Origin of the sequence: Acinetobacter sp. IK23 (assembly GCF_035615275.1) — a bacterium.
In the GTDB taxonomy this organism is placed as follows: Bacteria; Pseudomonadota; Gammaproteobacteria; order Pseudomonadales; family Moraxellaceae; genus Acinetobacter; species Acinetobacter seifertii.
Window position 1 is genome coordinate 208158 of the sequence record NZ_JANBNX010000002.1, and the last position, 22618, is coordinate 230775.

The following is a 22618-nucleotide window of genomic DNA, read 5'->3' on the forward strand; positions in this document are numbered from 1 at the left end:
GCCCATACTTTAGGGCGTTTCTTATATTTTTTTACAATCTAAACTTATAAAAATCAATATATTGTTTGACAGGCTTGTACTTCTTCTGTAGCTTTACTTTTTGAGTGGAATATGGATATGAACTTCCAGACAATACTTTCATCTTTCAAAAATCAATCTACTGGTACAGATGCATTTAAAAACTTAAAAAATGCGTGTGAGCAGTATCTAAAACAATCTCCAGATCTAAACCAAAAATCAGCGACTTATCTTATTTATGGGTTTGCTCGTAGTTATGTAATCTTATATGAAGATGAAGCAGTGACTACCGAGTTTGCGCAAGCTTCAAAAGAAACATTAATGGATTACATGAGTCATTTAAATGAGGCCTTACTTACTCAAGATGACAGCTTAATTTTGAGTGCGTTAAATCAGGTGAGTAATGATTATATGCAAGGCTCAAGAGTCTTTTAAAATCTTTGTTTAGCTTGTTAATAGGATACTTCTTTAGTCATCAAGTTAACCAAAGAAGTATCCAGTGGTAATTTTAATGTGATTTTTTCTTACCACCACCATCTTGTTTATTGACGGTAGACCATGCAATACGTTCAGCTTCTTCTTGAGAATGACCTCTATCTACCTCACTCTCAACAATATGTTTAGCCTGACGCTTTTGCTTTGCTGTATAAGATGATTTATCGCCACGAGACATAGCATAGACCTCCTATTTATAGATCTATAGTTATTGAAACACATCCGAATTTATAATCGGTTAAATAATGTCTTATCCTGTATGCATAAGTTAAAGCTTATCAATGTTTAATTTAAAGCAGAATTTAAATTAAATTTATAATTTTCAATAAATTAAACTGGTTTAACTTCAGTTAAATTAAAGTTTGATTGTTTTCAAAATGTAATTTTTTCATTTTATAAAAGTAGTTGAAAGGATTTTTTATGTAAAATTAATAGGTTATTAAAGGTAGAAAATTTAAAACTTTAGAAAATTAAAAGTTATTTGTCGACCTTAATGATTGTTGTGGGTTAATATTTCGCAAGAAAAGAAAAAACGACTGATGCGTAAACAAACCTGCGTGTGTCTGTTGTTTTTTTTCATGTATGCTGTCCTTAGTTCAAGAGTTGATTTGAAATGCACTGTGATATTTATAGATCGAGCAAAAAAGATGAAATGTACATTTATATTGCTCGTCCAAACTATCCTGATGATACGGAGCAAACCGATCCGTTTGAAAAAGTTCCAGAAGCTGTTTTACAAGCATTTGGTCGTGCAACATTTGTCATGCATTTAGAATTGGCTCCAACACGTAAATTAGCGCGTGTAAATGTTTTACATGTTCTAGACTCATTACAAACAAAAGGTTTCTTTATTCAGATGCCGCCAGAAGGGTTAATTAACCCAAATGCAGTTGAACCAGAGGGCTTACGTGGTGCGTGAAGATCAAGCTGGAGTTTTAAATCAATTACTTTCTTCTCTCGATGCAATTCCTGAGGAAATCATTGCTTTAACAGCTTATGGCGTTGGTGCTCTTATTGCTTTGTGGTGTTGGTGGCGTTTAATGCGTCGCTTACCTACTACTTTTGGCGCAATAAGCTGGTTAGTTGTGTTTGCTATTTTATTGACGCCAACCGTTTCGGAAGGGCCTAATGCATCTGTAGCACCAGCTATTTTTGGTTTACTGTTTGGTGTGTTAACTAAAGACAGTCCTTTAATCTGGTCAAATTTATCCTTAATTCTGTTTGTGGTTGGTCTAGGTTTGGTTATTGGCTATTGTTGGTCAAAATATTCAACAAACAAGAGCATGCGTTCCATCTAACCATTGAAATAGAAAAATAAGGTCTCTACATGTCTGCTGATACCCAACATTTTACCGGTACAGATCAATATATCGCGACTGATAGTCTTAAACTTGCTGTAAAAGCAGCTCGTGCTTTGCAAAAGCCTTTATTGGTTAAAGGTGAGCCAGGTACAGGTAAAACTTTACTTGCTGAGCAAGTTGCAGAAAGTCTAGGTTTAAAACTCATCACTTGGCACATCAAGTCAACGACTAAAGCACAGCAAGGCTTATATGAATACGATGCTGTGTCCCGCTTGCGTGATAGTCAACTCGGTGATGATCGTGTTTACGATATTAAGAACTATATTAAGCCCGGTAAACTGTGGGAAGCTTTCACCAGTGAAGAGCGCTGTGTGCTTTTAATTGATGAAATTGATAAGGCGGACATCGAGTTTCCAAATGACTTGTTACATGAACTTGATAAGATGTCTTTTTATGTTTATGAAACAGGCGAAACGATTACGGCTACTCAACGTCCAATCGTAATTATTACTTCAAATAATGAAAAAGAATTACCAGATGCGTTCCTGCGTCGTTGCTTCTTCCACTACATTGAGTTTCCAGACGAAGCAACTATGCGTGAAATTATCTCGGTACATTTCCCAAGTATCTCTGCAACCTTAGTAAATGAAGCACTTCAAGTTTTCTTCAAACTCCGTGAAATTCCTAATTTGAAGAAACCACCATCTACTTCAGAATTAATCGATTGGTTAAGTCTGCTTATGGCAGATGATATGCCTGAAGATGTATTACGTAATCGAGATACATCAAAAGCGATTCCACCTTTGTATGGCGCACTCATTAAAAACGAGCAAGATGTGCAACTGCTTGAACGTTTGGCTTTCATGTCACGACGTTAAAGGAGGGAATAACCCATGTTTGTGCGGTTATTTTACACCTTACGTAAATACGGTGTTCCAGTTACTACACGTGAGCTCATTGACTTAAACCGTGCAGTAAGTGAAGGTTTAGTTTTTGCCGATCAGGAAGAGTTCTATCAGCTTGCTAAAACCATTTTAGTCAAAGATGAGCGCTTTTTTGATAAGTTTGACCGTGCCATGAAAGATTATTTTGATGGCATAGAAACCTTTGATATCGATGAGTTACTCAAGCAAGTCCATAAATTACCAAAAGACTGGTTCGATTTAGAACTTCTCGAAAAGCATTTAACACCAGAGCAAAGAGCTGAACTTCAAAAAGCAGGCTCTTTAGAAGAACTGATGAAAATGCTAGAGGAACGCTTACGCGAACAGCATAAAAAACACCAAGGTGGTAACCGTATGGTTGGCACAGGTGGAACATCACCTTTTGGCGCTTTTGGTGACCATCCAGAAGGCGTCAGAATTGGTGGGCCGGGGCGTAAACGTTCGGCGGTTAAAGTCTGGGAACAGCGTAAATACCAAAACCTAGATGACGACCAAGTTCTTGGAACTCGTCAGATGCAAATTGCTTTACGACGGTTACGCAAATTTGCCCGTCAAGGGGCTGCTGAAGAGCTAGATGTTGATGGAACAATTCGGGAAACAGCTAAGCAAGGTATCTTGGATGTTCAGATGGTGCCAGAGCGCCGTAATCGAATCAAAGTATTGATGTTGTTTGATGTGGGCGGTTCAATGGATGCTCATATTGCCCAATGTGAAAAGTTATTCAGCGCAGCTAAAACAGAATTCAAAACACTTGAATACTTTTATTTCCATAATTGTCTTTATGACTATGTTTGGAAAGATAACTACCGAAGAACAGCTACGCGTATGAATACATGGGATTTGTTTCATACTTACGGACGCGACTATCGTGTAATTGTGGTAGGTGATGCCAGTATGGCACCGTATGAGCTGAAATCGGTAGGTGGCTCGGTTGAATATATGAATGATGAGGCAGGTGAAATTTGGTTACGCCGCCTACGTCAGCATTTTGATAAAACAGCATGGTTAAATCCTGAAACAGAAGGGTATTGGCATTACACACAAACAATTGGTTGGATTAAAGAGATTTTTGAAAACCATATGTATCCAATGACCCTAAAAGGCATTGAGGATTTAACGCGTTACCTTTCTCGATAAACTTGATAACTTTAATAATTTAAAAAGAGGGATGATATGCAACATCAAATTAATGGTATTGCTTTACCGAATGAACAAGGATTTTTTGGTGAGTATGGAGGGCAATTTATTCCTCCACATTTAAAAGAAGCAATGGATGAAATTAATGTTGCTTATGAAGAAATTCGCCATACAGCTGAATTTCAAAATGAACTATCAGACCTCTTTACGAATTATGTAGGTCGTCCTAGTCCTTTATTTTATGCAAAACGTCTTTCAGAACAGCTAGGCGGCGCACAAATTTATTTAAAGCGTGAAGACTTAAATCATACGGGTGCCCACAAAATTAATCACTGCTTAGGTGAAGCTTTACTTGCTAAATATATGGGCAAAAAGAAAGTCATTGCTGAAACTGGAGCAGGTCAACATGGAGTTGCTTTGGCAACAGCGTGTGCTTTAGTGGGTATTCCGTGTGAAATTCACATGGGTCAAGTTGATATTGAAAAAGAACATCCAAATGTTGTCAAAATGAAAATTTTGGGTGCACATTTGGTATCGGTCACTCGTGGTACAGCAACCTTAAAAGATGCGGTAGATAGCGCATTTGAAGAATATTTAAAAGATCCTCAAAACTTTATATATGCGATTGGTTCTGTGGTTGGACCACATCCTTTTCCTAAAATGGTTCGAGATTTTCAATCGGTTATAGGCAATGAAATTAAAGATCAAACGCACCAGCGCTTTGGTAAAAATCCAGATTATGTGGTGGCATGTGTTGGTGGCGGTTCAAATGCTATCGGTGCGTTTACGGCATTTTTAAATGATTCGGATGTAAAACTCGTTGGGGTTGAACCAGCTGGGCATGGGTTAGACACCAATATGCACTCGGCAACCTTAACTTTAGGTAAACCAAGTCAAATTCATGGTATGGCGTGTTATGTGCTTGAAAATGAGGCTGGTGAACCTTTACCTGTGCATTCTATTGCTTCCGGTTTAGACTATCCGGGTGTTGGGCCACAACACAGTTTTTTAAAAGATTTAGGTCGTGTTGAATATAGCACTGCAACCGACCAAGAATGTTTAGATGCTTTTATGACATTATCTCGTGTAGAAGGAATTGTTCCTGCACTAGAAAGCTCACATGCGGTGGCTTGGGCAATTCGTGAAGCACCAAAGCTACCGAAAGAAACCATGATTGTGGTGAATCTGTCGGGTCGTGGAGATAAAGACTCCGATTATGTTGCAGAAAAGCTTAAGCTTTAAGCCAACTAGAGTTCATAAGCGGTCAATATTTAAAGGCCGCTTTTTTGTTTCAGAGACTACATATTGCGCTACTTATAAAGTTCATTATTTCTTAATTAAAACAAAGTATTCTAATTTAAAGCCGTGATTTGTATAGATTGAGATGTAAAACACTGGTTCACAAGGCAAAGCGTTGCGTTGCTTTGTCTCACTCAGTAGAATAGTCACTTTGCAAAATTTGCCTTTGGAGACGCCTAAGTGGAGCGACCGACGATTAGCCCTGAACATTTACAGGAAGCTGCTGAAAATTTATCAACAATTCGAGACTTTATTCGTTTTGGGGTATCAGCATTACGTCAACATGATGCACATTTAGGACAAGGTACTGAAGATTATTTTGCAGAAAGCTCTGCATTAGTTTTACAAACCTTATCTCTTGAATGGTCAGCAGATGCAGAAATTCTAGATGCTAAGCTTTTACCAAGTGAAAAAGCAGAATTCTTAAGCTTGCTGGAGCGTCGTATTAATGACCGTATTCCAACTTCTTATTTATTAAATTTAGCTTACTTCTTCAATAAGCCATTTTATGTTGATGAACGCGTACTTATTCCTCGTTCACCAATTGCAGAGTTAATTGAGCAACGTTTTGCACCATATTGCTTAGATGAAAATGGTCAAATGCGTGAAGCGCTCAACAACTTACCAGAAAATACCAAACCTAAGACTCCACAACGTATTTTAGACATGTGTACAGGTTCTGGTTGTATTGCTGTGGCTTTAGCTTATGCTTATCCAGATGCTGAAGTGGATGCAACAGATATTTCTAAAGAAGCTTTAGAAGTAGCCTCAATTAATGTTGAACACCACAATAAGCAATATCAAGTTGCGTTACTTGAATCTGATTTATTCGCCAAGATTCCAGCTGAAAATCAGTACGATTTAATTGTAAGTAACCCGCCATATGTTGATGCCGAAGATATGGCTGACCTACCAGAAGAGTTTTTACATGAGCCGGAACTTGCATTGGCAGCAGGTCAAGATGGTTTAGACTTAGTACGTAAAATGCTTGCTCAAGCAGCAGATTATTTGACAGAAGATGGTTTAATTGTCATTGAAGTGGGTAACTCTGAATGGGCAATGCGTCAGAACTTCAATACAATTGACTTCAACTGGCTTACTTTCCAAAAAGGCGGTTCAGGTATTTTTGCTTTGACTGCTGAACAATGTCGTCGTTATAGAAAATTATTTGCAGAACAATCTTAAGGAGTTGTACGTATGGCAGGGAACACTATTGGACAACTCTTTCGTGTAACTACATGTGGTGAATCACATGGTGTTGGCTTAATGGCAATTGTTGATGGCGTGCCACCGGGCCTTGCATTGACCGAAGAAGATCTGCAAATAGATTTGGACCGCCGTAAGCCTGGTACATCGAAATTTGCAACTCAACGCAAAGAACCTGATCAAGTTGAAATCATTTCAGGGGTATTTGAAGGGAAAACCACAGGTACTCCAATTGGTTTACTCATTCGTAATACTGACCAAAAATCGAAAGATTATGGAAATATTGCGCAAACCTTTAGACCGGGTCATGCGGATTATACCTATACACAAAAGTATGGTTTCCGTGATTATCGTGGTGGCGGTCGTTCAAGTGCTCGTGAAACTGCTATGCGTGTTGCAGCAGGTGCTATTGCGAAGAAATATTTAGCAGAAAAATTTGGTGTCTTGATTCGTGGTCACGTCACTCAAATTGGTAATGAAGTTACCGAGAAACTAGATTGGAATGAAGTTCCAAATAATCCATTTTTCTGTGGCGATGTAGATGCTGTTTCTCGATTTGAAGCATTGGTTACTTCTTTACGTGAACAAGGCACAAGCTGTGGCGCTAAACTAGAAATTTTAGCTGAGAAAGTTCCTGTGGGTTGGGGCGAGCCTGTTTTTGACCGTTTAGATGCTGATATTGCACATGCAATGATGAGTATTAATGCGGTGAAAGGTGTGGAAATTGGTGATGGTTTTGCAGTTGCTGGACAGTTTGGTCATGAAACACGTGATGAATTGACGAGTCATGGCTTCTTAGCAAATCATGCTGGTGGAATTTTGGGTGGTATTTCAAGTGGTCAAACCATTCGTGTAGCGATTGCCCTAAAACCAACAGCAAGTATCACAACTCCGGGGAAAACGATTAATTTAAATCGTGAAGATACTGATGTATTAACTAAAGGCCGTCATGATCCGTGCGTCGGCGTTCGAGCAACTCCAATTGCGGAAGCAATGCTGGCTATTGTTTTAATGGATCATTTCCTACGCCATCGTGCTCAAAATGCAGATGTTGTTCCTCCATTTGCTCCGATTGAACCTTAAGTATAGCTCTGGTTGAATTAAGAAAAGCCACATAATTTAAAGTATGTGGCTTTTTATTTATTGATAGCAATTTTTTTAATTATATAGACTTATGAATAATTAAGTTAAGTCTACAATTTGTTCTTCATTTACAGCAATTTGATATTGATTACGACCATTTGTTTTTGCTTGATAGAGTGCATGATCAGCACGGCTAACAAAGGCAGAAATTGAATCATTTAGACGCGGAACAGTAGTTGCCACACCCACACTAATGGTTACATACGGTGAAACACTGCTACATGGATGAGCAATTGCAATTTTTTTAATTGCATTCATTAATCTTTCAACTTGAATTTGAGCCTGTTGTGTGTTTGTCATAGGGAAAAGAAGTAAAAACTCTTCACCACCATAACGAGCAACCAAATCTCCACTACGAGCGGCAATAGATGAAATTGCAGTAGCAATATCTCTTAAACACTGATCACCTTTAAGATGGCCCAAGGTGTCGTTATATGACTTAAAAAAGTCGATATCAACCATCATAATGGTAAGTGATGTCTCATGACGTAGTGCACGTCGCCATTCATTATCTAGTGTTTCATCAAGATAACGTCGGTTAGCAAGCCCAGTTAAAGCATCTTGTTGTGAAAGCAAAGATAGCTGTTGCGCTTGTTGCATAAGTTCAATACGGTTGAGCTCAATCATACAGTTTTGTAAATAGTTTTCTCGGTGTTGACGGTCTGTCGCGTAAGCAAGGGTCATTCCTAAGAAACTACTAAACGTATATGTACGGTTTAAAAAGGTCCAATCAATGTCACCTTTTACATAAGTACTGACTAAAATACCAACAAAACCACCAACCCATCCAGCAATAATGGCAGTATAAAAGCGCATACCTACAGCACCGTAGATAATCACAATTGCATACATCATCGCTGCATGAAAAAGAACATTATCTTGGCCATTTTCTAAAACGTTAATTAAAATAAAGGTGATAGCAACGGCAGAAGCAGAGCCAATTCCGACATAATAATCAAACCACTGATTTAATTTTTTAATAAATGATAAAATCCATGCAATTAAAACTATTATACCTACCCAAGAATAATAGTTTAACCAGGATAAAACTTGTTCAGTCGGTAAAACTTGGTATATACCAAAGCTTAAAAATAAATATAATATTAAAATAATAGGTGCTCTATAGCGAAACTCATAGGCCGCACCTTCTTGATATTGAAAACGATAAATCGTTTCAAGTTGCTTTGGAAACCTGAGGAAATTTAATCCGCGTGTGGTTAATAAATCTATTTGTTCCTGTCCCAATATATTGGAACCTTGCAACTTCATAATTAATGCTCTCTATATTGGAAGTTGGCATAAAATGAGACTTGGTTTATTAAAGTTCCATCTAAAAGTATTGGTTATATAATGTGTGGATTATTTAAAATAATAATACAGATTTTTTAAAAAAGTAATGATTTTTATACTCTCTAATTGTGATAAAAATCACGACATTTCAATGATTAGCGTCACAATTATCTAAAGACCCCAAACCTTTGAGAAAAAATGACAAATGGTCGATTAAAGATTGTATCTTTATCATTTTCGGATAGACTTATAGCCGTGAAGTACAGATGATTGCTGTCATATAAATAGGAAAATTAGCAATGACTGCTTTAAATCAATATGGAATGAATTTAGAAATTACAGCGCATAATGAATGGTCTCAGCGATTTTGGGATGATCTTTTACCAGTTAAGGAGCGAGTCAGTAAACATCCATTTTTTACTGAAATGGCCAATGGGGGATTGAGCCTAGAGAGTTTCCGTTATGCATTACTTAATTTCTATCCATTAGTAGCGCACTTTCCATCATATATGGCTGGTGCATTAGCTAAAGCGACTGCTTTTGCTGAACCAGGTGTAACGGAAGCACGAGACTGGTTAATTCAAAATATTAAAGTCGAAGAACGCCATTTGCGGTGGTATCGTGATTGGGCTAAAGGTTTTGGATTAACTATAGAACAGCTTGATAGCGTGAGACCGCCGGCTGCAATGAATGCGGTGAACCATTTTCTATGGAATATGAGTCATCGTGGTAATTTAGCTGAATGTTTAGCTGCCACCAACTTAGCAATTGAATGGGCGACAGGTGACTGGTCTATTCAAGTCTATAAAGGTATTCATGCTTATACAGATCACCCTGAAGTCACGATTGATAAGCGCTCTTTAGCTTGGTTGCGGGCCCATGCGCATTATGATGATTTACATCCTTATGAAGCCATGGAGTTGATTAAACGTTTGTCGAATGACCGACCCGATTGGCAGCAAAAAGCATTTCATGCTGCTGAAGAAGGATTGCGTTATTACGAGCTGGCTTTAGATGATTGCTATAGGATACAGCTTAAAGCTTCTGCTTAAGCTGATCTTGAAAAGGGAGAATATTTATACAATATTCTCCCTTTTATTTTATTCAAGCAATTTTAAAAGCTTTACTCTATAAGGTGTATCCTCAGGTAATAATTCAAGTAAACGTTCAACAGCATCAACTCGATCAGGCACACGACTGACTACCCGTAATAGTTGATCTATATCATCAATTTGATAAATCACATGACTCAATCGAGCATCAAAACAATCTCTCCAAGCGCATAAGAATGGGCTTTCTGATTTGGCTAAAAAACTACCTCTGTAGAGTGTTAAAGTGGTTGCAGTAAACCCTAGGTTTAACGCCTGCTCTGCCATAAGAAAGTCACATTGAATTTCACAGTTGAGTCTATATGGCCGTGACTCGATAACATCTGGAATTAAGTTTCGAAGTTGAGAGAGTTCAGATTTTAGTGTGGTTGTACTCACTGGGCGGTCGCCATATAAAGCGTAGTGTAGTTCTTCTAAGTTTATACCTTCTGGACACAAGGCAAGAATACATAATATTTCGATTTGGCGCTGTGTGAGTGTTAAGCCTTGTTGATTATATTGAACTTTAGGTGTGCCTAGAGCCTTAATATATAAAATGTTTTTTTGATGAAGTTGAATGGCTTGTTTTACAATATCTGCACATCGTTCAACCGCTAAAATTCCAAGTGAATTATGCTTTTGATACTTAGTTGATAAGTTCATAATGCCATAAAACTGGCCTGTGTTTGCATCGGTGATTGGGGCTGCATAACATACCCAGTCTCTAACGCTGTTCATCTGGTTTTCGTGTGAATAAACACAGCTTGCTGAATGTGTATTTAGAGCAAGACCAATTGCATTTTGACCAACCGCTTGAGTAGACCATTGCCCACCTTCAACAAAGTGGACTTGTTCAGCAGATGAACGCATAGGTGTACTACTCCATGTCCAGAGTAAAGTACCGTGAGGATCTGTCACGCCAATTGCCATATCCGCATCTTCAGCAATATGCATCAAATTTCTATGGCACTCTTGGATTGAACGACCAAATAAGGAATGTTGCCATTCCTGATCAAGATCAAATATAGGGGCCGCATCTAAATCGAGTGACGGCCTTTTGACTGAATAGGCTGTTTCAGAGGTTATTTCCGTTCTAAAGAAAGACAGAAGGTTATCTGTAGAAGGCAATAATAGTTGTTTTGACATATCCATATCGAAATTCCTTTATCGTTTAAATGGCGTATCCTTAGCCGCTCAACAGCTTTAACTTTATTATTGTGACAATTTCCTCTTATTTCATTTACCTTAAATAGTTTTAATGGGTTTGACCATTAGCCAATTGGATAAGTTTTGTTATTTCGGATTGCGCTAAGACAAAACATCTTCTCTTGAAAATGGCTTCGGTGCAGGTTCACCAAAGTATTGCCGATCGGCAAAATAGCTAGAACGTACCATTGGTGCACTCCAAATATTTTTAAAGCCTAAACGCTTTCCATGCTGAGTGTATCTTTCAAACTCTTTTAAATGGACAAAACGATGAATAGGGGCATGTGACTTTGAGGGCTGTAGATATTGCCCAATAGTCACTAAATCTACATCGTGATCTTTTAAATCATTGAGTAGAGCAAGCACTTCAGCCTCAATTTCTCCTAATCCAACCATTAGACCGCATTTGGTTTTAATATCTGGACAGTATTTCTTAAAACGTTTTAATAAATTTAACGAATGCTGATAGTCCGAACCAGGGCGCATCGCTCTATATAAACGCGGTACTGTCTCAATATTATGATTAAAGACATCGGGTGGCGATAAACTTAATGTCGAAAGTGCAGTTTCTAAACGACCACGAAAGTCAGGGACTAAAATTTCAATCAGCGTGTCTGGACAACGGTTTCTAATTTCTTCAATACACTTCACAAAATGTGCTGCGCCACCATCGTGTAGATCATCGCGGTCTACAGAAGTAATCACGACATACTTTAAGTTTAGGTTGGCGACCGTTTCTGCCAGATGCTTAGGTTCATTTTCATCTAAAGGCATTGGACGACCATGAGCTACATCGCAGAAAGGGCATCGTCTTGTACAAATATCGCCCATAATCATAAATGTTGCCGTACCGCCACCAAAACACTCAGGTAGATTTGGACATGCCGCTTCTTCGCAAACGCTATGCAACTTTTGTTGGCGCAGTAAATTTTTGATACGTTGAGTTTCTTCGAAATCGGTTATTTTTGCTCGAATCCATTCAGGTTTTTTCGGTAATTCTTCGGTAGGTAAAATCTTAATCGGAATACGAGAAACTTTATCCGCTCCTCTTAATTTAATACCTGTCTCTATTTGCCTTTTTAAGTTCATATATAAAATTCCGTTTTATATTAAATTTATTTAAAACTAGGTTGTGTATAATAGAATCTTAATTTATAAAAATAATAAAAAATGAATTTATTAATACACACAGTGCACAGCAAATATTATAAATTAACAAAGGTTGGTTAAAGGTTTGTTTTATAAGTTAATGAAATGAATTAAAATTTTTTGATTTTATTTTTGCATTGTAAGTTTGTGAAAAATAAAAATTAATAGTTAAAAATATTATTTTAAAATTTTTAGTCTAATAGCATATTAAATTAAATTGAGCTTTATTATTTATAGCGAAATATATATCTCTCGCTGAAACTTGGTTGATTTTCAATAATCAAGATAATAAAGGAAAAGGATATGCAATTAACGGAAGAGCAATTACTCGCAGCATACAAACGCATGCGTGATATTCGTGAATTTGAGGATCGACTTCACGAAGAAAATACCAATGGTGATATTCCCGGTTTTATTCATTTATATAGCGGAGAAGAAGCTGTTGCAGTTGGGATTTGCGAAAACTTAACCGACAAAGACTATATCACTTCAACACACCGTGGACATGGACACTGTATTGCAAAAGGCTGTGACATTCATGGCATGATGCTGGAAATTTTTGGTAAAGATGACGGACTCTGCCGTGGAAAAGGCGGTTCTATGCATATTGCCGATTTAGACAAAGGTATGCTCGGTGCCAACGGGATTGTGGGCGGTGGGCCTCCTTTAGCAATTGGTGCGGCGTTGACAGCGAAAACCTTAAAGACTGGTGGCGTCGGACTGTCTTTTACAGGTGACGGTGGCTCAAACCAAGGTCTTACTTTTGAAGCGATGAACATGGCTGTTGTTCTTAAACTTCCAGTGATTTTCGTTTTCGAAAATAACGGCTTTGGTGAAGGAACAGGGCATGATTACGCTGTAGGAAGTAAGGACATAGCTGGTCGTGCAGCAGGTTTTGGTTTACCTGCAGTCAAAGTTGATGGTACAGACTTCTTTGCCGTTTATGAAGCCGCTCAAACTGCGATTGAACGTGCGCGCCGTGGTGAAGGCCCAAGCGTGATTGAAACCATCACAAACCGTTTTTATGGCCACTTCGAAGGTGACCCTGGCTTGATTCGTTCTAAAGAAGAAGTCGAGTTCATTAAAGAAAATAAAGATCCTTTGAAAATCTTCCGCGAAAAAGTCAAAGGCAAAATTGATGATGCCAAACTAGACGAGATTGATGCAGCTTCAAAGGCAAATGTTGATGATGCCGTTGCAAAAGCTCGTGCTGCGGCATATCCAAAACCAGAACAACTCCTTACCGACGTCTATGTCTCTTACTAAAGGAATAGTAAAGATGCCAAATAAAAGTTTTCGTAATGCAATTAAAGAAGCCATTGAATCAGAAATGCGCCGCGACCCAACCGTATTTGTTGTTGGTGAAGATGTTCGCGGTGGACACGGCGGTAAAAACACTGAAGACAACCAGTTGGAAGGTTTCGGTGGTGTATTGGGTGTAACCAAAGGTTTATGGACAGAATTTGGTTCGGAACGTGTGATTGATACGCCAATTACCGAGTCTGCAATTATTGGTATGGCCGCTGGTGCAGCTGCAACAGGTTTACGTCCTGTTGCTGACTTAATGTTTATGGATTTCTATGGCGTCTGTCATGACATGCTTTATAACCAAGCCGCTAAATTCCGTTATATGTTCGGTGGAAAAGCAAAAGCGCCAATAGTTGTCCGTGGCATGATTGGCGCAGGTTTTTCTGCGGCAGCTCAGCATTCTCAGTCGCCATATAACGTATTCGCCGCAGTTCCAGGCTTAAAAGTTGTGGTTCCATCTAGCCCATATGATGTGAAAGGGCTGTTAATTCAAGCTATTCGTGATGATGACCCTGTGGTGTTCTGCGAGCATAAAATGCTTTATGACATTAAAGGCGAAGTTCCTGATGAGGCCTATACCATTCCTTTTGGTGTAGCAAATTACACCCGTGAAGGGACAGACGTGACCATTATTGCTTTAGGCCTGATGGTACACCGCGCCAATGAAGTAGCAGACAAACTGGCAAAAGATGGTATTTCAGTTGAAGTAGTAGACCCTCGCACAATTTCACCTCTGGATGAAGAAGGAATTTTAGAGTCTGTTGCATCAACTGGACGCGTGGTCATTGTGGATGAATCAGCAGCACGCTGTGGTTTTGGTCATGATGTGGCTGCACTGATTGCTCAAAAAGGTTTCCACTATTTGAAAGCACCTGTTGAACTCGTAACGCCACCACATACGCCTGTTCCATTCTCTCCAGTTTTAGAAAAAGAATGGATTCCAAGTGTAGAGCGTATTGAGCAAGCTGTACGAAAAACATTGGAGGCTTAGGATGAGCGAAATTAAAACGCTGGAGATCCCGAAATGGGGATTATCCATGGAAGAAGGCACGATTGCCCAATGGTTGATTAAAGAAGGCGATAGCTTTAATAAAGGCGATGAAATTTGTGAAATTGAAACCACAAAAATCGTCAATGTATTAGAAGCGCCTTTTGCTGGAACGCTCCGTAAAATTTTAGCGAAAGATGGTGATACTTTACCTGTTGGTGGACTTATTGCTGTATGTGCTGAAAGTGAAGTTTCTGATGCAGAAGTTGAAAAGTTTATTGCATCACTAGGTGGTTCAGCACCTAAAGCCCCGGAAGCACCTTCGGAGCAAAGTAAGGCGGAAACATCTGCACCTGTTGTTGAAAAAACAGAACAACCACAGTCTGTAGCTGCAAGTGCTTCAGCTCCAGTAAAGGCTGCTAAAGGTGACTACGCTGTACCAGAGCCATTACAAGGCTATCAAACATCTGATGATTTGTTTGCAACACCACATGCGTTAAAGCTTGCAGAAAAGCACAATGTAAACTTGGCAAAAGTCACAGGTTCTGGTCGTGAAGGACGTATTAGTGTTCAAGACATCCAGAAGGCTGTACAAGCTGCTGGTGGTCAATGGCCTGATGTTAAGCAGCAAACTCAAGCTAAAGTGGTTAAATCTACTGCCGATGATAGCCAAGTTTTAGCGACACCTGTAGCACGCCGTTTAGCAAAGCAATGGGGCATCAATCTAAATGACTGCCGTGTTTCAGGTACTCGTGGCCGTGTCTGTAAAGAAGATGTTGAAGCGGTTTACTATCGTGATAACCCTGCATCGGTAAATGAACAATCTACTCAATGTGCTGTTCAACAACAATCGACCGTTACTACTGTAGCGATGAATGGGATGCGTAAGGCGATTGCTTCAAGGCTACAGGCTGCAAAACGTAATGCACCACATTTTCGCTTAGTGGTCGATCTAAACGTAGAAGCTTTGCAAAATTTACGTAAGCAGATTAATGAGACTGTTCCACAAGTGAAACTTTCTATTAATGACATGCTCATTAAGGCAGCAGCAGCGGCGCTGATTAAAGTACCTGAGGTGAATGTTCAATTTGATGAGGCAACTCAATCAATTTTACAGTTCTCTCAAGCGGATATTTCAGTGGCTGTAGCGATTCCAAACGGTTTAATTACACCGATTGTAAAAGCAGCAAATCAGAAGTCGTTAGCACAGATTTCCGATGACATGCGTGATTTGGCAACCCGTGCTAAGACTGGCAAGTTACAGCCTGATGAGTTTCAGGGCGGTAGCTTTAGCATTTCAAACTTAGGAATGTTAGGTATTAAACAGTTCGACGCCATTATTAATCCACCGCAAGGTGCAATTATGGCATTAGGTGCTTCTGAATCACGTGCTGTTGTTGAAAATGGCAATGTAGTGGTTCGTGAGATTGTCACAGCGACATTGTCATGTGATCACCGAGTCATTGATGGTGCAGTTGGGGCGAAATTCTTGGCCAGCTTTAAGCAGTTTGTTGAAAACCCTGCTTTAATTTTGGTGTAGGAGAACCCGCATGTCAGAAGCTCAATTTGATTTAATTGTGATTGGCGCGGGACCGGGTGGGTATGTGGCTGCAATTCGTGCAGCCCAGCTCGGGTTAAAAACCGCAATTGTAGAAGAGCAACATTTAGGTGGAATTTGTCTAAATTGGGGCTGTATTCCAACTAAAGCTTTGCTTGCAGGGGCAGAGCTTGCAAACCAGTTTAAACATGCTGGACAATTTGGTTTTAAAGTATCCCAACTCGATTTTGATATTCAAAAGCTTGTGCAACATAGTCGACAAGTGTCAGCTCAGTTAGTACAAGGCATCGATTACTTACTGAAAAAGAATCAGGTGACTGTATTTAATGGTCGTGCTCAGCTTACGGCAAAAGAAAAACTTGAAGTGACTGATGCTCAAGGGAACAGTCAAGCTTTAAGTGCACCGCATATTATTTTGGCAACTGGAGCTAAAGCTAGACATGTTCCTCAGCTTGCTGTCGATGGAAAGTATGTGTGGAGTTATAAAGAAGCGCTTGTACCAGAGCAATTACCGAAAAGTTTACTGGTTGTAGGTTCAGGTGCAATTGGTAGTGAGTTTGCTAGCCTTTACCAAGATTTGGGATGTCAGGTCACGCTTATTGATTTAGCCAAGCAAATTTTACCGACTGAAGATGCGGAAGTAGCTCAATTTGTCAGAAAACAGTTTGAACAAAAAGGAATGAAGGTCTTAACCGATGCTGTCGTTCAAAGTATTCAAATTGAAAATGAGCAAGTCCACTGTGTAATTGAAACGGCAAATGACGTTCAAACGCTTGTTTTTGGCCGTGTGCTTTCGGCAATTGGTGTACAGCCGAATACCACAGGGTTAGGACTAGAACGTTTAGGTGTAGAACTGAATCCACAAGGTTTTGTGGCAATTGATGACTATTGTAAAACCAATGTAGCAGGGCTTTATGCGATTGGCGATGTGGCTGGAGTACCGTGTCTTGCCCACAAAGCAAGCCATGAAGCCATGATATGTGTCGAGAAAATCGCTGGTGTGCTAAACGTCCATTCACTCGACCGTAGTCAGATACCGGGTTGCATTTTTACACATCCACAAGTGGCGAGTGTTGGTTTAACGGAAAATGCAGCAAAAGCTCAGAATTTACCTATACGAATCGGAAAGTTTTCTTTAACTGCAAATGGCAAAGCTTTGGCAATTGGAGATGCGTCAGGTTTCGTTAAAACGGTGATACATGCTGAAACGGGTGAATTACTTGGTGCACACATGGTAGGCCATGAAGTAACCGAACATATCCAAGGCTTTGCGATTGCCAAATATCTTGAAGCAACTGATGAAAGTTTAGCTCAAGTGATTTTCCCGCATCCAACATTATCAGAAGCTATGCATGAATCCATTCTAGCTTCAATGCAACGAGCGATTCATATGTAGAAATTCTGCATTTACAGGAGTTGAACATGGTTAAGGGATTAAAAAATAAAGTCGCTTTAGTGACTGGGGCAGCCCAAGGCATTGGCCGTGGGATTGCCCTACGCTTGGCGCAAGAAGGGGCACATATTGCATTAGTTGATATGAAACAAGATCGACTGAACGATGTGCAGCAGGAAATTCACGCTTTAGGTGTAAATGCGAGCACATTTATTGCTGACGTAAGTGACCGCGAGCAAGTATACGCCGCTATCAATCATGCTGAGCAAAGCCTTGGTGGGTTTGATGTCATGATTAATAACGCTGGAATTACTCAAGTTCAGGCGATTGCGGAAATCACACCTGATGAATTTCAAAAAATAGTCGATATCAATATTGGTGGCGTACTGTGGGGTATTCAGGCGGCTGCTGCAAAATTTAAGCAACGCCAACATAAAGGTAAAATCATTAATGCCTGTTCAATTGCAGGCCATGATGGTTTTGCTTTACTCGGTATTTACTCGGCAACCAAATTTGCAGTACGGGCACTTACGCAAGCTGCGGCAAAAGAATATGCCAGTCATGGTATTACGGTAAATGGATATTGCCCCGGAATTGTCGGAACAGACATGTGGGTTGAAATCGATAAACGTTTTGCTGAAATTACCGGTGCAGCAATCGGTGAAACTTATAAAAAATATGTGGAAGGCATTGCCTTAGGTAGAGCCCAAACACCAGATGATGTAGCTGCATTAGTTGCTTTTCTGGCAAGTGAAGATTCGGACTATATTACGGGTCAATCCATTTTAACAGACGGCGGAATAGTCTATCGCTAAAACAACATCCTGATTTGAGGGAGATAATAATGAAAGCAGCGCGTTTTTATGACAGAGGCGATATTCGTATTGAAGATATCCCTGAACCAGAAGTCAGTCCCGGCACTGTAGGCATTAAGGTAGCTTGGTGTGGAATCTGTGGTACAGATTTGCACGAATTTATGGAAGGGCCAATTTTTATTCCACCATGTGGACATCCACATCCTATTTCAGGTGAATCTGCACCGATTACCATGGGCCATGAGTTTTCAGGTGTTGTCTATGCTGTAGGTGACGGTGTTGATGACATTGAAATTGGTCATCATGTGGTGGTAGAGCCTTATATTGTGGCCGATGATGTACCGACTGGACCGGGCGATAATTATCATCTTTCCAAAAATATGAACTTTATTGGTTTAGGTGGTCGTGGTGGTGGTTTATCGGAAAAAATTGCGGTTAAACGCCGTTGGGTACACCCAATTTCCAATAAAATTCCACTGGATCAGGCAGCCTTAATTGAACCGTTATCGGTAGGTCATCATGCTTACGTACGTAGTGGTGCAAAGGCTGGTGATATTGCACTGGTTGGCGGTGCTGGGCCAATTGGTTTATTGCTTTCGGCAATTTTAAAAGCGAAAGGTCTTAAAGTCATCATTACCGAATTAAGTGCCAAACGTAAAGAAAAAGCCAAAGAGTCGGGAGTCGCAGATTATATTTTAGACCCATCTGAAGTTGATGTTGTTTCTGAGGTCATGAAAATTACTAATGGCGATGGCGTCGATGTTGCGTTTGAATGTAGTAGCGTTAACAAAGTTTTAGATACTTTGGTTGCAGCAGTCAAATCAACAGGCGTTATCGTTATTGTTTCCATTTGGAGCCACCCAGCATCAATTAATGTGCATAGTATAGTAATGAAAGAGCTTGATGTACGAGGCACAATTGCCTACGTAAATGACCATCAGGAGACGATTAAACTCGTTGAAGAAGGTAAAATAAATCTTGAACCTTTTATTACGCAGCGTATTCAACTGGATGATTTGATTTCACAAGGTTTTGAAACCTTAATTCATAACAATGAGTCGGCAGTTAAGATTATTGTACAACCCTAAATAGAAACTTAAGGCTGTAAAAAAGAGCGAATCATCGCTCTTTTTTATTAAAGTAAATTATTGTTTTTGGCTTCAATAATAGGAGGTAATGGCTGTCCTAAAGAGCTTAGAGACTCACGTTCAATCAAACGTACAATAGAATCGAGCGGTAAATCATTTTCTTGCAAACCAAAAGGTTCTTCAATTTGAGCACTTAAAGCATCTAGCCCTAAAAACATATAAGCGATTAAGCCAACAATAAGCGGTGTCCAAATACCTAAAGCTGCTTCAAGGCTAAACGGTAATATGAAACAGAAACAATAAACAGCGCGATGTAAAAGTACAGAATAAGAGTAGGGTAAAGGTGTACCAGCAATACGGTCACAACCCGCTTGAATATTGCCTAGCTCAATAATATGTCGATTTAGCGTGCTATAGATAATGTCACTAATTTCGCCGTCTTTTAGTATTTTAACTAAATCTTTTTGAATGTTTTCGAGTACAAACTGCGGTGCATTAATATGATCATTTAAATAATCGAGTGAAGAGTTATTTAAATAAGCATGTTCAAGAAATTTGGTCGGCTCAGCGGTTTGCTGGCGCAGTCGATCACGTAGTAAATTACTAAAAATTAAGACCTGATGAATTAAATGTTCACGTTGTTCATTAGATAGAACATGGCTGTCTCTAACAATATGTCTGGCATTAGCAATTAATGCACCCCAAAGTTTGCGGCCTTCCCACCAACGGTCATAACAGGCGTTATTTCTAAAACCCGTACAAATGGAAAGAATCACACCAAAGATTGTAAATCCAATTGCGGGTACAGTAGGAATTTGAATCCAATGATAATAAGAAAGCCAAACTACACATGCTGAAATAAATACAACAAAACTCAATGCTGGCAAGACCTTGGGCAGAACTGTTCCTTTCCATGCAAATAAGAGTTTAAAAACGTTGCTTTTATCGCGAACAATCATAGAAAGCCTTTGAATTTAATGGAACTAACCAACTGCAATATGATACGCCTTAGATCTAACAAATACCTAGCTAAAGCTTATGTTTTTGTCTATATCGCCAAAGCGTTGTACGGCTAATGCCAAAAATATTAGCAACCATATTTAGGTTATGGTCATATTTTTCTAAAGCAGCTTGCACATTTTCTGGACTAAGCTCGGTATTTGTCTCAGGCAATTTAACGTAATCGTCAGCATTTAAAAGTTCATTTGGTAAATCTTCAACTTCAATCTCATCCTTACCATTTGCCATCGTTAACGCATAAAGTAGGGTGTTTTTAAGCTCACGAACATTTCCTGGCCAGTCATAATTTAAAAGAACTTGCATAGCTTTTTGATTGACATGATGAGGCATGGTGTCGAGTTGAGTTGAGCTTTCTTTTAAAATCTGATCGACAATGAGTGGAATATCGACTTTTCGTTCTCTGAGTGGTGGTATAAAAATTGGAATTACGCGTAAACGGTAGAGTAAATCATGACGGAACCGTCCGGCTTTAGCTTCTTCGCGTAAAGCTTTATGTGTTGCAGTAATAATTCGGACATTTGCTTGAATCGGTTTTTCACCACCTACAGGCGTAAATTCACCTGTTTCTAACACTCGTAATAATTTAGCTTGAAGCTCTAAAGGAATCTCGGCAATTTCATCCAGAAACAGTGTTCCGCCAGCGGCACGTTCAAACACGCCTTTATGGTCACGAATTGCTCCTGTGAAAGCACCTTTAACATGTCCAAACAGCTCACTTTCTAAAATGTTGGCATTAAGAGCAGCACAGTTAATCGCCACAAAAATTTTGTTTTTGCGCTGGCTATAATCGTGAATGGCTTTTGCTACCAATTCTTTACCACTGCCAGATTCACCGCGGACAAGCACTGGAAACTCAGTTATAGCTACTCTTTGAATAATCGAAAACATACGAGCCATTTCTGGTGAGCAGCTATTAAAAACTTTGGCTAAGTCTTTCAATTGCTCTGTTATTTCTAACGGTTCTGTAATGTCATTTTCATTGCTTATCGGCTGTAAAATATGTAGCTTCCCAATAATCCGATGCTCGGCAATATAAATATCATGTTCTTGATAGATAAATCGCTTTCTAACTTTAGGAGTATTAATTTCGAGATATTGATTGTGATGATCTTGAGTAAGCGCTCCCATGCTCTCGACAGAAATATCATCTGTGTTAAATTTATAGTAAATTGCGTGAGTCGTTGTGTCTGCTAAAAACAGACTCGCATTTGGGAATAAAGCCTTAAGTTGCTCAAATAAAATATAAAAATCTTGTTCTGACTCAAAATTTAGCTTTGCCATTTTATATGTTTCACAATCGTTTCATTGAAACATACTTGAGTTTCACAGAAACATCAAGAAAAGTTTATATTCTCATTTTAATTTTAAATTTTTAATTAACTATATGATTTTTAAGCTTATTATTTAAATAAAAATAATTGGCATTGTATTTGCAAAATATAGGATAGAAATAAATTATCGGGGTATAAATCATGTTCTTTAAGCAATTTTTTGAACAAGAAAGTTCGACTTATACATATATGCTTGGATGCGAAGAAACACGAGAGGCTATTTTAATTGACCCAGTTGCATCAGATATAGAAATCTATGCAAAAGAATTAGAAAAGCATCAATTTACGCTCATCTATACCTTAGATACACATGTTCATGCAGATCATATTACTGCTGCAAATTTACTGCGTGAACGTTTTCATTGTAAATCGGTTTTACATAGAAACTCAGATGTAAGTTGCGGAGATATTCTTATTACAGATGGTTGTACGCTGAAACTAGGCAAACTTAGTATTGAAGCACGCTATACACCAGGTCATACCAATGCTTGTACGAGTTATTTGGTGGGAAATATGGTTTTCACTGGCGATGCATTATTAATTGATGGATGCGGTCGAACCGACTTCCAGCAGGGAAATGCGGGCACACTTTATGACAGTATTCATAAACAACTTTTTAGCTTGCCTGACGACACTATTGTGTATCCGGGACACGATTATAAAGGTCGTTTATCTTCAACCATTGGCAATGAACGTTTAAATAACTCACGTTTAGGCCAGAATCGTTCGCGTGAAGATTTTATTAAATTAATGAATAATTTAAATCTTCCATATCCAAAGCAGATCGATAAAGCACTTCCTGCTAATCAGGCCTGCGGCTCAATTTCACAATCATAAGGTG

22 protein-coding genes are annotated in these 22618 nt (G+C 39.1%); 16 read left to right on the forward strand and 6 right to left on the reverse strand.

The window, feature by feature from the left end; genetic code table 11:
- The first annotated feature begins 117 nt into the window (after window positions 1-117).
- Complete coding sequence (locus MSG95_RS02945; protein WP_077165423.1) at window positions 118-453, forward strand: hypothetical protein; 336 nt, start codon at window positions 118-120, stop codon at window positions 451-453.
- Between the two features lie 73 nt (window positions 454-526).
- On the opposite strand, the gene MSG95_RS02950 is transcribed toward MSG95_RS02945, so the two are convergent.
- The gene (locus tag MSG95_RS02950) at window positions 527-691 is read right to left on the reverse strand and encodes a hypothetical protein (protein ID WP_000086293.1); all 165 of its coding nucleotides are present in this window, start codon (window positions 689-691) and stop codon (window positions 527-529) included.
- Window positions 692-1126: 435 nt separating this feature from the next.
- On the opposite strand from MSG95_RS02950, the gene MSG95_RS02955 reads away from it, so the two are divergent.
- From MSG95_RS02955 to aroC, 7 genes are all read left to right on the forward strand, one after another.
- A complete protein-coding gene (locus MSG95_RS02955) occupies window positions 1127-1432 on the forward strand; it encodes a YcgL domain-containing protein (protein WP_004701812.1) in 306 nt (101 codons plus the stop codon).
- Window positions 1425-1811: a hypothetical protein gene (locus tag MSG95_RS02960; protein WP_019459071.1), complete on the forward strand. Its 387-nt coding sequence runs from the start codon at window positions 1425-1427 to the stop codon at window positions 1809-1811. Before MSG95_RS02955 ends, MSG95_RS02960 begins: the two co-directional genes overlap by 8 nt.
- A gap of 29 nt (window positions 1812-1840) precedes the next feature.
- Window positions 1841-2692, forward strand: coding sequence for an AAA family ATPase (locus tag MSG95_RS02965; protein ID WP_004701808.1), 852 nt, complete (start codon window positions 1841-1843; stop codon window positions 2690-2692).
- 15 nt (window positions 2693-2707) lie between these two features.
- Window positions 2708-3895, forward strand: coding sequence for a vWA domain-containing protein (locus tag MSG95_RS02970; RefSeq protein ID WP_004701805.1), 1188 nt, complete (start codon window positions 2708-2710; stop codon window positions 3893-3895).
- 36 nt (window positions 3896-3931) lie between these two features.
- Window positions 3932-5137 (forward strand): tryptophan synthase subunit beta, encoded by a 1206-nt coding sequence (trpB, locus tag MSG95_RS02975; RefSeq protein WP_077165371.1) that lies wholly within the window; start codon window positions 3932-3934, stop codon window positions 5135-5137.
- 237 nt (window positions 5138-5374) lie between these two features.
- Entirely contained in the window at window positions 5375-6379 is a 1005-nt protein-coding gene (gene prmB / locus MSG95_RS02980; RefSeq protein WP_019459074.1) for a 50S ribosomal protein L3 N(5)-glutamine methyltransferase, read from the forward strand.
- A 12-nt stretch (window positions 6380-6391) separates the two neighbouring features.
- Window positions 6392-7483, forward strand: a complete 1092-nt coding sequence (gene aroC / locus MSG95_RS02985; protein ID WP_004701801.1) for a chorismate synthase — start codon at window positions 6392-6394, stop codon at window positions 7481-7483.
- Window positions 7484-7582: 99 nt separating this feature from the next.
- Here the strand turns inward: aroC and MSG95_RS02990 are convergent, their stop codons facing one another.
- Complete coding sequence (locus MSG95_RS02990) at window positions 7583-8812, reverse strand: GGDEF domain-containing protein (RefSeq protein WP_077165372.1); 1230 nt, start codon at window positions 8810-8812, stop codon at window positions 7583-7585.
- A 320-nt stretch (window positions 8813-9132) separates the two neighbouring features.
- Between MSG95_RS02990 and MSG95_RS02995 the strand changes: the two genes are divergently transcribed.
- Window positions 9133-9885 (forward strand): TenA family transcriptional regulator, encoded by a 753-nt coding sequence (locus MSG95_RS02995; RefSeq protein ID WP_019459076.1) that lies wholly within the window; start codon window positions 9133-9135, stop codon window positions 9883-9885.
- 48 nt (window positions 9886-9933) lie between these two features.
- Here the strand turns inward: MSG95_RS02995 and MSG95_RS03000 are convergent, their stop codons facing one another.
- Window positions 9934-11073, reverse strand: coding sequence for a helix-turn-helix domain-containing protein (locus MSG95_RS03000; RefSeq protein WP_024436044.1), 1140 nt, complete (start codon window positions 11071-11073; stop codon window positions 9934-9936).
- A 156-nt stretch (window positions 11074-11229) separates the two neighbouring features.
- Window positions 11230-12216: a lipoyl synthase gene (lipA, locus tag MSG95_RS03005; RefSeq protein ID WP_024436043.1), complete on the reverse strand. Its 987-nt coding sequence runs from the start codon at window positions 12214-12216 to the stop codon at window positions 11230-11232.
- A 363-nt stretch (window positions 12217-12579) separates the two neighbouring features.
- Between lipA and MSG95_RS03010 the strand changes: the two genes are divergently transcribed.
- The 6 genes from MSG95_RS03010 to MSG95_RS03035 are packed head-to-tail and all read left to right on the forward strand — an operon-like array spanning window position 12580 to window position 19426.
- Window positions 12580-13542, forward strand: coding sequence for a thiamine pyrophosphate-dependent dehydrogenase E1 component subunit alpha (locus MSG95_RS03010; protein ID WP_024436042.1), 963 nt, complete (start codon window positions 12580-12582; stop codon window positions 13540-13542).
- A gap of 13 nt (window positions 13543-13555) precedes the next feature.
- Window positions 13556-14575 carry an alpha-ketoacid dehydrogenase subunit beta gene (locus MSG95_RS03015; protein ID WP_024436041.1) on the forward strand — a complete coding sequence of 340 codons (1020 nt, stop codon included), beginning with the start codon at window positions 13556-13558 and terminating at the stop codon, window positions 14573-14575.
- Window position 14576: 1 nt separating this feature from the next.
- Window positions 14577-16112, forward strand: a complete 1536-nt coding sequence (locus MSG95_RS03020) for a 2-oxo acid dehydrogenase subunit E2 (RefSeq protein WP_077165373.1) — start codon at window positions 14577-14579, stop codon at window positions 16110-16112.
- A gap of 10 nt (window positions 16113-16122) precedes the next feature.
- The gene (gene lpdA, locus MSG95_RS03025) at window positions 16123-17526 is read left to right on the forward strand and encodes a dihydrolipoyl dehydrogenase (protein ID WP_324624888.1); all 1404 of its coding nucleotides are present in this window, start codon (window positions 16123-16125) and stop codon (window positions 17524-17526) included.
- Window positions 17527-17552: 26 nt separating this feature from the next.
- Window positions 17553-18338, forward strand: coding sequence for an acetoin reductase (locus MSG95_RS03030; protein WP_024436038.1), 786 nt, complete (start codon window positions 17553-17555; stop codon window positions 18336-18338).
- Between the two features lie 29 nt (window positions 18339-18367).
- Window positions 18368-19426: a 2,3-butanediol dehydrogenase gene (locus MSG95_RS03035; protein WP_324624889.1), complete on the forward strand. Its 1059-nt coding sequence runs from the start codon at window positions 18368-18370 to the stop codon at window positions 19424-19426.
- A gap of 47 nt (window positions 19427-19473) precedes the next feature.
- Here the strand turns inward: MSG95_RS03035 and MSG95_RS03040 are convergent, their stop codons facing one another.
- Window positions 19474-20385 (reverse strand): bestrophin family protein, encoded by a 912-nt coding sequence (locus MSG95_RS03040; protein WP_039251268.1) that lies wholly within the window; start codon window positions 20383-20385, stop codon window positions 19474-19476.
- 70 nt (window positions 20386-20455) lie between these two features.
- Window positions 20456-21727: a sigma-54 interaction domain-containing protein gene (locus tag MSG95_RS03045; RefSeq protein ID WP_077165375.1), complete on the reverse strand. Its 1272-nt coding sequence runs from the start codon at window positions 21725-21727 to the stop codon at window positions 20456-20458.
- A 191-nt stretch (window positions 21728-21918) separates the two neighbouring features.
- On the opposite strand from MSG95_RS03045, the gene MSG95_RS03050 reads away from it, so the two are divergent.
- Window positions 21919-22614: an MBL fold metallo-hydrolase gene (locus MSG95_RS03050; protein WP_077165376.1), complete on the forward strand. Its 696-nt coding sequence runs from the start codon at window positions 21919-21921 to the stop codon at window positions 22612-22614.
- Window positions 22615-22618: the final 4 nt, after the last annotated feature.

What these genes read in the sequence shown, in the direction of transcription:
- MSG95_RS02945 (WP_077165423.1), top strand. Translation starts at nt 118, where the DNA reads ATGAACTTCCAGACAATACTTTCATCTTTCAAAAATCAATCTACTGGT.
- MSG95_RS02950 (WP_000086293.1), bottom strand. Translation starts at nt 691, where the DNA reads ATGTCTCGTGGCGATAAATCATCTTATACAGCAAAGCAAAAGCGTCAG.
- MSG95_RS02955 (WP_004701812.1), top strand. Translation starts at nt 1,127, where the DNA reads ATGCACTGTGATATTTATAGATCGAGCAAAAAAGATGAAATGTACATT.
- MSG95_RS02965 (WP_004701808.1), top strand. Translation starts at nt 1,841, where the DNA reads ATGTCTGCTGATACCCAACATTTTACCGGTACAGATCAATATATCGCG.
- MSG95_RS02970 (WP_004701805.1), top strand. Translation starts at nt 2,708, where the DNA reads ATGTTTGTGCGGTTATTTTACACCTTACGTAAATACGGTGTTCCAGTT.
- trpB (WP_077165371.1), top strand. Translation starts at nt 3,932, where the DNA reads ATGCAACATCAAATTAATGGTATTGCTTTACCGAATGAACAAGGATTT.
- aroC (WP_004701801.1), top strand. Translation starts at nt 6,392, where the DNA reads ATGGCAGGGAACACTATTGGACAACTCTTTCGTGTAACTACATGTGGT.
- MSG95_RS02990 (WP_077165372.1), bottom strand. Translation starts at nt 8,812, where the DNA reads ATGAAGTTGCAAGGTTCCAATATATTGGGACAGGAACAAATAGATTTA.
- MSG95_RS02995 (WP_019459076.1), top strand. Translation starts at nt 9,133, where the DNA reads ATGACTGCTTTAAATCAATATGGAATGAATTTAGAAATTACAGCGCAT.
- MSG95_RS03000 (WP_024436044.1), bottom strand. Translation starts at nt 11,073, where the DNA reads ATGGATATGTCAAAACAACTATTATTGCCTTCTACAGATAACCTTCTG.
- lipA (WP_024436043.1), bottom strand. Translation starts at nt 12,216, where the DNA reads ATGAACTTAAAAAGGCAAATAGAGACAGGTATTAAATTAAGAGGAGCG.
- MSG95_RS03010 (WP_024436042.1), top strand. Translation starts at nt 12,580, where the DNA reads ATGCAATTAACGGAAGAGCAATTACTCGCAGCATACAAACGCATGCGT.
- MSG95_RS03015 (WP_024436041.1), top strand. Translation starts at nt 13,556, where the DNA reads ATGCCAAATAAAAGTTTTCGTAATGCAATTAAAGAAGCCATTGAATCA.
- MSG95_RS03020 (WP_077165373.1), top strand. Translation starts at nt 14,577, where the DNA reads ATGAGCGAAATTAAAACGCTGGAGATCCCGAAATGGGGATTATCCATG.
- lpdA (WP_324624888.1), top strand. Translation starts at nt 16,123, where the DNA reads ATGTCAGAAGCTCAATTTGATTTAATTGTGATTGGCGCGGGACCGGGT.
- MSG95_RS03030 (WP_024436038.1), top strand. Translation starts at nt 17,553, where the DNA reads ATGGTTAAGGGATTAAAAAATAAAGTCGCTTTAGTGACTGGGGCAGCC.
- MSG95_RS03035 (WP_324624889.1), top strand. Translation starts at nt 18,368, where the DNA reads ATGAAAGCAGCGCGTTTTTATGACAGAGGCGATATTCGTATTGAAGAT.
- MSG95_RS03040 (WP_039251268.1), bottom strand. Translation starts at nt 20,385, where the DNA reads ATGATTGTTCGCGATAAAAGCAACGTTTTTAAACTCTTATTTGCATGG.
- MSG95_RS03045 (WP_077165375.1), bottom strand. Translation starts at nt 21,727, where the DNA reads ATGGCAAAGCTAAATTTTGAGTCAGAACAAGATTTTTATATTTTATTT.
- MSG95_RS03050 (WP_077165376.1), top strand. Translation starts at nt 21,919, where the DNA reads ATGTTCTTTAAGCAATTTTTTGAACAAGAAAGTTCGACTTATACATAT.